2 protein-coding genes are annotated in these 2,044 nt (G+C 67.9%); both read left to right on the top strand.

Annotation, left to right across the window (positions count from 1 at the left end; genetic code table 11):
- Positions 1-159 precede the first annotated feature (159 nt).
- Positions 160-909, top strand: a complete 750-nt coding sequence (locus tag ACZ7IB_RS49055; protein WP_470921864.1) for a GNAT family N-acetyltransferase — start codon at positions 160-162, stop codon at positions 907-909.
- Positions 910-1,081: 172 nt separating this feature from the next.
- Positions 1,082-1,933 carry an IS5 family transposase gene (locus ACZ7IB_RS49050; protein ID WP_470921863.1) on the top strand — a complete coding sequence of 284 codons (852 nt, stop codon included), beginning with the start codon at positions 1,082-1,084 and terminating at the stop codon, positions 1,931-1,933.
- Positions 1,934-2,044 lie beyond the last annotated feature (111 nt).

Below are 2,044 nucleotides of genomic sequence, written 5' to 3'. Positions count from 1 at the left end.
CAACCTCGCCAAGCGCATAACGGACGAGACCACGCCAACCTGGCGAGGAACCTACTAGGGCATAAGAGGCAAGTCGCCCACTCTAAACGCCCTCTAAGAGCGTCCGCCGGTAGGGAAAAGTTGTTGCCCGCGGCAGTGGGCGGGACGATCATGACGGAGATGTCGGATCTGCTTGAGCGCGTGACCGCCTTCCGCGCCGCCTTCGCCCGCCGCCAGGCCTCTGAGACCGTCGAGCTGCCCGGGGCCTTCGCCGTCCGCGACCCGGACTTCTCTCAATCCCAGGAGCACAACCAACTGATCGTCCACGCCTCAGACGCCGACCCGGCGGCACTGCCCGAACTGGCTGCACAGGGCCTCGGACCGCGCCAGCAGTACCGGATCACCGTGCTGGACGAGGCGCTCGGGGAGCGGGCCGCCCCGGTGCTGGCGGCGGCCGGCTACGACCGGGACACCGAGCTGATACTGGCCCGGGAGACAGCTGGCTGCGCGCTGCCCGAACCTGCCGCGCACCCGGTCGAGCTGGCCGAGCTGCGAGCGGCGGTGTTCCGCCAGCAGCTGGACGAGGATCTCGCTCGACAGCTCACCGAGCGACGTACCGCCCGTCTGCGCGGCGCCGAAAAGGTATCCTTCCTGGCCGCCCGGACACCGGATGGGGAGATCGCGGCCTGGGCCGACCTCTACCTCGACCGAACCGCCGGGCTGGGTCAGCTGGAGGACCTCGTCACCGCTGTGCTGCACCGTAAGCAGGGCCACGGAGACACCCTGCTCGCCACAGGGCTGGCGTTGGCCGCCGCTGCCGGGATCCCTCAGCTCTTCCTCATCGCGGACGTGACCGACTGGCCGCGCGAGTGGTACTCCTGCCGCGGTTTCACCGAGCTCGGCCGCAGCTACTCCTTCCTCAACCGCTGACGGCGGGGATGAACCGGGGCCTACTGCTGCCGAGCACCCTGAGCCCGAGTTCGGCCGCAAACCAGCGGCAGTGCGCCAACTTCCCCAAGGTGTATGCGAGTAGGCGATAGCAGGTCAGACACGGTTCGCCCGATCATGGAGCTCTCTCTGCTTCATGATCACCGGGGGATCCGTGCCTGCTGTCCCATCATGCATTCTCGCCCCGATCCGCGACCAGTTCCTCGCGTTGCTGCCCGTGCGCGAGGACCGGCACCCGCTGGGCTGCCACAACCCGAGGATCAGCGATGCGCTCGTCTTCGACCGCCTGGTGCAGGTCCTGGTCTTCGGCTGCGGATACGAACGTGCCGCCGAGGAGCACTGCTCGGCCACCACCTTGCGCCGGCGCCGCGACGAGTGGATCGCTGCTGGCGTGATGGAGACCTTGCGGCTGATCGCGCTCGCCGCCTACGACCGCATGATCGGCCTCGAACTCGACCGCCTGAGCGCCGATGGCTGCATCACCAAGGCGCCCTCTGGTGGCGAGTGCGCCGGCAGGAGCCCGGTCGACCGAGCCAAACTCGGCATGAAACGCTCGCAGTTGACCGACGGTACCGGTATACCGCTGGTCACCGAGCCCGCACCGGCCAACACCCGCGACCACACCCTGCTGCCCGCTACCCTCGACCGCTTCACCGCCCTGGAGCCGGCCCTCGGGCCGCTGCCCAAGCACCCGCGCCTTGCCCTGGATGCCGGATACGACTACCACATGGTCCACGACGACCTGGCCGCCCGCGGGATCGACGCGCGCATCGCCGCGCGCGGCGCGAAGACCCCGATCCAGACCGGCGGCCGTTGGGTGGTAGAGCGCACGAACTCCTGGATGAACAACTTCGGCAAACTCCGACGCTGCACCGAACGTCGGAGAGCGGCCATCGAGTTCTTCCTTGCCCTGGCCGCCGCCATCATCACCGTCCGCTACCTGATCCGACGCTCCTGGCCCCTCTACCGCTGGAACACCCGACCCCGAAACCCACGCATCCGATGACCTACTGGCGGACGCTCTAAGCCTCGATCCACCGACGTGCTCTGAAGATGATCTCTTGATCGTTTGGTGAGCTGGTTTCGGTCGGTGGTCGTGGGTGGGCAGGTTGTTTCT

This window comes from Streptomyces sp. NPDC037301, assembly GCF_055602785.1.
Note: the sequence above shows the minus strand (reverse complement) of the source record. Positions and strands in the feature narration are given on the sequence as shown.